Source organism: Candidatus Binataceae bacterium (assembly GCA_035500095.1).
Lineage (GTDB): Bacteria > Desulfobacterota > Binatia > Binatales > Binataceae > JAKAVN01.
Genome location: DATJXN010000142.1, coordinates 1 through 7,314, shown reverse-complemented (window position 1 = coordinate 7,314; position 7,314 = coordinate 1). Strand labels below are relative to the sequence as shown.

9 protein-coding genes are annotated in these 7,314 nt (G+C 62.6%); 5 read left to right on the top strand and 4 right to left on the bottom strand.

All coding sequences use genetic code 11. The features are described 5' to 3' along the window. Nucleotides 1-53: 53 nt before the first annotated feature. Nucleotides 54-710: a TetR/AcrR family transcriptional regulator gene (locus VMI09_15605; GenBank protein HTQ26113.1), complete on the top strand. Its 657-nt coding sequence runs from the start codon at nucleotides 54-56 to the stop codon at nucleotides 708-710. Then, nucleotides 707-1,735, top strand: coding sequence for a Rieske 2Fe-2S domain-containing protein (locus VMI09_15600; protein ID HTQ26112.1), 1,029 nt, complete (start codon nucleotides 707-709; stop codon nucleotides 1,733-1,735). The genes VMI09_15605 and VMI09_15600 overlap by 4 nt, the downstream gene beginning before the upstream one ends. A gap of 30 nt (nucleotides 1,736-1,765) precedes the next feature. Here the strand turns inward: VMI09_15600 and VMI09_15595 are convergent, their stop codons facing one another. After that, a complete protein-coding gene (locus tag VMI09_15595; GenBank protein ID HTQ26111.1) occupies nucleotides 1,766-2,368 on the bottom strand; it encodes a glutathione binding-like protein in 603 nt (200 codons plus the stop codon). 167 nt (nucleotides 2,369-2,535) lie between these two features. Between VMI09_15595 and VMI09_15590 the strand changes: the two genes are divergently transcribed. Together VMI09_15590 and VMI09_15585 are read left to right on the top strand one after the other, a co-directional pair. Next, nucleotides 2,536-3,114 carry a TetR/AcrR family transcriptional regulator gene (locus tag VMI09_15590; GenBank protein ID HTQ26110.1) on the top strand — a complete coding sequence of 193 codons (579 nt, stop codon included), beginning with the start codon at nucleotides 2,536-2,538 and terminating at the stop codon, nucleotides 3,112-3,114. Between the two features lie 149 nt (nucleotides 3,115-3,263). Next, on the top strand, nucleotides 3,264-3,890 hold the full coding sequence (locus tag VMI09_15585; protein HTQ26109.1) for a Yip1 family protein: 627 nt from the start codon (nucleotides 3,264-3,266) through the stop codon (nucleotides 3,888-3,890). A gap of 27 nt (nucleotides 3,891-3,917) precedes the next feature. Here VMI09_15585 and VMI09_15580 read toward each other — a convergent pair whose 3' ends face one another. The 3 genes from VMI09_15580 to VMI09_15570 are packed head-to-tail and all read right to left on the bottom strand — an operon-like array spanning nucleotide 3,918 to nucleotide 6,793. After that, nucleotides 3,918-4,331 carry a type II toxin-antitoxin system VapC family toxin gene (locus VMI09_15580; protein ID HTQ26108.1) on the bottom strand — a complete coding sequence of 138 codons (414 nt, stop codon included), beginning with the start codon at nucleotides 4,329-4,331 and terminating at the stop codon, nucleotides 3,918-3,920. Next, entirely contained in the window at nucleotides 4,328-4,564 is a 237-nt protein-coding gene (locus tag VMI09_15575; protein ID HTQ26107.1) for a type II toxin-antitoxin system VapB family antitoxin, read from the bottom strand. The genes VMI09_15580 and VMI09_15575 overlap by 4 nt, the downstream gene beginning before the upstream one ends. 57 nt (nucleotides 4,565-4,621) lie before the next feature. Then, complete coding sequence (locus VMI09_15570) at nucleotides 4,622-6,793, bottom strand: ATP-dependent RecD-like DNA helicase (GenBank protein ID HTQ26106.1); 2,172 nt, start codon at nucleotides 6,791-6,793, stop codon at nucleotides 4,622-4,624. A 246-nt stretch (nucleotides 6,794-7,039) separates the two neighbouring features. On the opposite strand from VMI09_15570, the gene VMI09_15565 reads away from it, so the two are divergent. Then, nucleotides 7,040-7,314, top strand: a 275-nt coding sequence (locus tag VMI09_15565; GenBank protein HTQ26105.1) for a hypothetical protein, incomplete at its 3' end; no start/stop codon positions are given.

Below are 7,314 nucleotides of genomic sequence, written 5' to 3'. Positions count from 1 at the left end.
ACCAATTCATCTTTCTTGACAGGGACGCTGGGTCGAGCTACAAAGAAAAGTGAATGGATTCATCTTTAGAAACTACGCCGCTGAAAAAGCGCGATCGGCAAAAGCAGGATCGTGAACAGCGAATCCTCGTCGCTGCGCGTCATCTCTTCGATCGCAAAGGGTACGCGGGCACCGCGATGGAGGATATTGCGGGGCGAGCCAACCTCGCGGTGGGTACGCTCTACAACTACTTTCCTTCCAAAGATGACCTGTTGCTGGCGATCATGCGTCGCGATTCAGACCACGTCATCGCGCTTGCGGAGCGTATCCTCGCGGCTCCGCCGGCGGATCCGGTCGAAGCGATCGCTGCCCTTGCCGACGCTTTCATCCAGAGCATCGCGGCCGAGGAGCGGATGCTGTGGCGCGAAGTGTTCGCCGCATCGATCGCATCGTATGAAACCCTCGGCGCGCGCATGTTCGCGCTGGACGCGCGGATGATCGAAATGTTCGGCGCGATGATTGACAAGCTGAAAGAGCGCAGGCAGTTGGCGGCGGAGATCGATTCGCCGCGCGCGGCGGGTCTTCTGTACGGGATCTGCCTGACCTGGTCGATCGCATACGCAACACAGGCCAACCTCACATTGGAAACGATGAGCACCGAAATCTCACAGAGTGTTGCGATGGCGGTCCGCGGGATGCTGCCGCGCGCCACAGAGGAGAACCCCCGATGAACGAGAATCTGCCGTCATTCGAGTCCGCGGAGCTTATCCCCGACTACTGGTACGCGATCGCGCCCTCGAGCGCGGTCACGTCCGCGAGGCCAATCGGTATCAAACGGTTCGGACGCCGGTTCGCACTATGGCGCGGCAAGAATGGCCGCGTCGCGGGCCTGCCCGACCGCTGCTCTCATCGTGCGGCGATCCTCAGCACCGGAAAGATTCGCGAGGGTTGTATCGAATGCCCGTATCACGGCCTGCGCTTCGATTCGGCCGGGCGCTGCGTGCTGATACCGGCCAACGGCGCGAATGCATCGATTCCCGACGGGTTCGACCTATCGCCTATCACAGTGCGCGAGGCGCACGGGCTGGTCTGGTACTGGAATGGCGCAGGCGAACCCGCGGCAGAGATCCCGTGGCTTCCGGGCGCGACCGAGATGGGCGCCGGCACCGCGGAGTACGACTACGTGGCGCATGCTCCCTACCTGCGAATCCTCGAGAACCTTGCCGACTTCCATCACTTTCCAATCCTGCACAAGACGATGCTGCCTGGAATCGGGACGCGGATGGACGACATGGATGCGCGTGTCGAAGGCGAGGTCGTATCGTTCAAGGCCACGATGCGCTGGGAGAGGCCGGGATGGTTGCGCAAGGACACGCCGATCGAGGCATGGTTCGGTCTTCCCTCGCTTGCGCTGATCAAGTTCGGCGGTTTTTACGTCAACTATGCGCTCGCGCCGATCGATTCGGAGCAATCATGGATATACGCGCGCTATCATCATCTGCAGTGGAACGGAGCACTCAGCACCATCGCCGGGACGATGGCCGCGCGCTACGACCGTGCGATCTTCAAACTTCAGGACCGCAAGGTGCTCGTGACGCAAGGCGACCAGCCGGGCGACTTCTCGAATTTCAAACTGTACGCGGCTGATCGTCCAATCGCGCTACTCTGGGGCCTGCGCAAGCGCGCGATCGTTGCGGCACAGAATCGACGCATGAGCGCGCATCAGGAGACCTCAGCAGCAGCGGCCGGCCGCTGAGGCCTCCGGCACACACGCGAGCAAGCGGCGCTACCGGGAAGCGCGGCGCGCCTCCTGTTCCTGGTAGGCCCTGGTTTCCTCCGCCAGCGCTCTAACCACGCTCGGGCGCTGATACATCCGGTCCATGTAGTTCTTGACCGCCGGCCACTTCGCCAGGTCGATGCCAGTATATTTGGTCCAGTTCAGAACCGTGGTCAGGTAGGCATCGGCGATGGTGAACCGATCGAGCAAGAATTCGCGTCCTTCCAGTTCCGTGTTCAGGTAGGCAAGGCGCTGTTCCGCCTTCTGACGAGCATAGGCCTTGCCCGCCTCGGGCATGGCGGGATCGAGCAGCGGAACAAACACGACCTTGTGCAGCTCGGAGGTGACGAAGTTGAGCCACTGCTGAAGCCGGTAACGTTCCATCCCGCCGCGCGGCGCCAGCCCTGATTCCGGTTTCTGGTCTGCCACGTATTGCAGAACGACGGGATTCTCGGTCACGAGCTCGCCGCGGTCGGTCCGCAGCACGGGGACCTGGCCCATGTGATTCACGGCGAGAAAATCGGCGCCGTCGGCGGTCCGTTTCGCGCGCGTGTCGACCGCCACGAAGCCGCCATCGATTCCCGCCTCGTAGAACGCGATCCGCGTGGCCATCGAGCACGCCAAGGGAGAGAAATAAAGATCCATGGAAGAGCCTCCTGGGAATTGATTTTTGTACCGTACTGCATAAAATTAATACGAGTCAAGGATTTATGTCCAACATGGTACAAAAATCATCTTCCAAACGGGGGCGGCCGCGCGCCTACGATCCGGAAACCGCGATGGCGCAGGCAATGGCGGTGTTCTGGAATGCGGGCTACGCGGCAACTTCGCTCGACGACCTGGTCGCGGCGACCGGGATGAACCGGCCCAGCCTGTACGGAGCATTCGGCGACAAGCACACGCTCTACCGGACTCTGCTCCATCGCTACCGCCGCATCGCGCGCGATGGCATGAAGGACGCGCTGCGTTACGACCTGCCGATCCGGCAGGCGTTGCATCGCGTTTACCAGTCGGCGCTCGCCCTTTACCTGCCGCGCAGCGCGAAGCAACGCGGATGTTTCCTGATTGGCACCGCGGTCACCGAATCGGTGAACGATGCGCAGGTGCGCAAGGACCTGGCTGAGGGCCTTGACGAGATTGACGATGCATTCGAGGCGCGGCTGCGCGCGGCGCGCGAGGCCGGCGAGATTTCCCGCAGCCTCGATCCCGCGACCCTGGCGAAGATGGCGTCCGCGGCCCTCTATTCGCTGGCGATAAGGGCACGCACGGGGACTTCGCGGGCGAGCCTGGAGCGATTCGCCGATTCGGCGATCGATCTGATTTGCGGAACCCGGGCGCGGAACCGGAAAGGAAGATAGCGGGGAGGCACGCGCTGTTTGGGGGACAAGTCCGCGCCATCCCCGCCGGGGGGCCATGAAAGAGCCGCTCCACGATCAAGACGGAACAGGACCCGGATAGGTTGCGGGCGATTTCTTACGGGTTTGTGACTTCGATAAGCTGCGGGGCGATGCCGGGTTCGATTGAGCCGCTCTTTTCAGTCTGGGTCGAGCCGCGCCAGACGATACGCGAGATCGTCAACGACGATCCGACTCGCAGCGTGATCGGACTGGCGATGGTTAGCGGAGCATTGCAGAGACTGGAGCTGGCATGGTTTCGCGCGCTCTCTCATCCGGGTTCGGTCGGCGCGTATTTTCCGATCCGGGTAGTGATCGGGGTCGCGCTCGGCGCTTTCCTCGGAGTAATCGGGATCTACATCGGGGCGTGGCTGGTTCGGATACCCTGCCGAATCCTGGGCGGGGTCGCCTCGCTGGTGGAGATGCGCGCTGCCCTGGCATGGTCAAGCGTCCCCGGCATCACGGCGGCGAGCGCGAGCATCTTGCTGGTCCTGTTCGGCGTGCTGAGTCCGCCGGAGTTCAGGCACGGCAGGATTCCGGTCATGTCCGGTTCGACGATCGAGCTGGGTCTGCTCAACTTCGCGCTGACGCTGTGGGGTTTCATCGTGCAGATGAAATGCATCGGCGAGGTGAATCGCTTCTCGGCGTGGCGCGCGCTCGCGGCGGTCCTGCTGTTGATTGCGGCGCTGGCCGCGCTGGTGGTGCTGATCGTGTTGGTGGCCGGCGGCATGCAGCATTGAGGGCTGCGGCGATCAGAGGAGCATTAGCTAGCGCGAGCCGGCGGCAGATCGCACATCGGTCTCGGCGAAGTCGTTTCCCTTATAGAGCAGAGCGCACCGGTGATTTTTCGCCATGGCATAGGCAAAACAATCGCCCAGATTGAGTTGAGCGGGGTGGCCGCGGCCTTTACCGTATCTTGAAAATGCGGCGATTGCCGTGTCCGCGTCCTTATCAGTCAGCGAAAGCACCTCGACACCTGCCCTGGCCAGAAAGTCGCGCACCGTCGCTTCTGCTTGCTCGACGGCAACCCGGCGTTTGCGAGCCAGAGCCGCGACTGCCTCGAAGACTGCCAGTGGAGAAGTGTTACGAGATAGATCCTGTTCCAATGAATCGAGCAACATATCGGACTCGGCTTCCTCGGCCAGTATCGCGACGATCGCGGAAGCATCGAGGAAAATCATCCCTCTTCTTCCAACTCGTCGTAGAAAGCCTTATCTGCTTCGAGACCGGTGGCGGGCCAGGCCCGAACCCTCTCCTGCAGAGGCCGAATTCGCTGTTTCAGGGAGTCTCTCTCAGAGCGACGCAGTTCATTTTCAAGCGCCAACTTCACGGCTTCAGTCTTGCTCAGCCGCTTACGCGCCGCCAGCTTCGTAGCGAGGCGATTTACTTTCTCGTTCCTGATATTGAGCGGCATCGATCTACCTGTGTAGACACGACTATAGCACTGTCTACACAGAGGACCAACGCTCGCTCAATTGATGCGCAGGCGCTCTGCGAGGCGGGTGGCGCGGCGGCGTTCGTCCTGGTTGCGCACAGCCTGCTGGAGCGCGGGCTTGGTGCCGACCAGCACGCAGACGCGCTCGGCGCGGGTGATTGCGGTATAGAGCAGGTTGCGCCGGAGCATCAGGTAGTGGCTCGGATGCACCGGCACGATCACGGCGGGGTATTGGCTGCCCTGGCTCTTGTGCACTGAGATGGCGTAGCCGAGTCCCAGTTCATCGAGCTCGGACTGATCGTAGTCGGCATGTCCTTCCTCGAACGCGACACCGACCTTGCCCTTCTCGGTATCCACCGACAAGACTTTGCCGATAGAGCCGTTAAAGATCGCCTTCTCATAGTCGTTGCGAAGCTGGATAACGCGATCGCCTTCGCGAATATCGCGATCGCCCGCGCGAATTCCGCGTCCCGCCGGGTTCAGCAACTGCTGCAGCTCGCGATTGAGCGCGTGGGTCCCGAGGGGGCCGCGATTCATCGGGGTCAGCACCTGGATATCCGCCGGACCGCGGATGCCGAACTTGCCGACCAGGCGCTCGCCGACGAGCTGCTTGATCGTTGCAAGCACTTCGTCGGGAGACGCGCGCTCGAAGAAAAAGAAGTCGCCCTCGGGATCGTTGGAGACGTCGGGGAAGTAGCCCTTGTTGAGGCCGTGCGCGTTGGCGACGATGCGGCTTTCGCGCGCCTGCCGGTAAACCTCGCGAAGCTGCACGACCGGAACGAGATCCGACGCGATTACATCCTTGAGCACGCTGCCCGGACCGACCGACGGCAACTGATCCTTGTCGCCCACCAGTACCAGCGAACAATTCGGCACCAGCGCGGAGAGGAGGCTCGACGCCAGCTCGACATCCATCATCGAGGCTTCATCGATGATCAGGTAGTTGGTGCGCAGCGGAAAATTCTCGCCGCGCACGAAGCCTCCGGTCTCGGGCGAGTATTCGAGCAACCGATGGATCGTGCGCGCATCGCGGCCCGTCGCATCCTGGAGCCGTCGTGAGGCGCGCCCGGTGGGAGCGGCGAGAGTCGGCTTGAGGCCCGCATCGGCCAATGCGACGAGGAGGGATCTGAGGATCGTCGTCTTGCCGGTGCCCGGGCCTCCGGTGATCACCGTCACCGCACTGGAGAGCGCCGTCTGCACGGCGCGCATCTGCTCGCTGGAAAGCGTGATACCGCCCGCGGCCGCGGCCTTCTTGAGCGCGCGCTCTGCGACTTGCGCACTCATCGGGCGGCCGGCGGTAAGAGCGCGCAGCCGCCGGGTGACGTTCTCTTCAGCCGCATGCAGACGCGCGAGATAGACGGCGGTGTATTCGTCGGCATCTTCGACAACGACGTCGCCGGCGGCGGCCAGCTCCTCGAGCGCGCGCGGGACGAGATCGGCATCCATCTCGAGAGCGGACTGAAACTGCCCTTCGAGGTATTCGCGGGCGGTATAGACGTGACCTTCGTCAGCCATCCGTTCAAGCAGGTACAAGATCGCTGCGCGTGCGCGCTCGATGGAATTTTTGGGAATCCCGAGTTTCTCGGCAACTACATCCGCGGTGCGAAATCCGATGCCATGGATGGTGCGGGCAAGTACGTAGGGGTCGCGCCGGACGACATCGAGGGAGTCCTTGCCGTAGCGTTTGTGGATGCGGCGGGCGTGCGCCGCCGCGATGCCATGGCCGCGCAGGAACACGGTGAGTTCGCGCAGGCCCGAGGAGTCTTTCCATGCGGCGACGATGCGGCTGGCGACGACCCGGCCCACGCCGGCCACCTCGCGCACGCGCTCGGGAGTGTTGTCGAGAATTTCGCGCAGCTCTTCACCGAAGTGTTCGGCGATTCTCCGCGCGAGCGCGGGACCTACTCCGTGGATTTCGGAGGCGAGGTAGCGTTCGAGTGCGAACACTCCGGCTGGGCGGAGGGTCTCGAAGTCCTCGACCTTGAACTGCTCACCGAAGCGCGGATGTTTCTCGAAGCGGCCGCGGGCGCGGATGCCCGAGCCGATTTCGAGGCCCGCAAAATTGCCGACGATCGTTACGCTCTTCGTATCGCCGTGCTCGGCATAGGTCTTGATGACCGCGACCGCGTAGCCGTTCTCATCATTGACGTAGAGGACGTGGTCGAGGGTGCCCTCGACGTGTGCCTCGCTCTGCGCGGAGTCGGCCATCGAATCAGAATTGCGCGCCGTGCGGGGTGCGTAAAGCGGACTGAGTGAGGATGCCAACAATGCGAGGCAGGGCGGTACTTTGAAGCCTCAATAGCCCGGGATTCCTCGCGGAGTTCTCGACGCGCGCTCCGCGCGCTTCATCCGCGGGAATGACAACTCAGGAGGGCACTGGGAGTACCGGACTTCAGTGTTGCCTGACTGCTTTCCCCGAATCGCGCACTCAGGCACCATCCGCGAGGCGGAGCCATGGATACTGGGCGCGAAAAAATCCTGCGCGAGGATCGCGATTACCTGCGGCGGCTGGGGTACGCGCAGGAGTTGTTGCGCGAGATGGGTGGGTTTTCGAATTTCGCGGTTTCGTTTTCGATCATCTCGATCCTTACCGGCGCGGTTCTGCTTTACGGCTATGGGCTCAAATACGGCGGTCCGCTGATCAACACGCTGGGATGGCCGATCGTCAGCGCGTTCGTGCTGTGCGTGGCCGCATCGATGGCCGAGATCGCATCGAAGTATCCGACCGC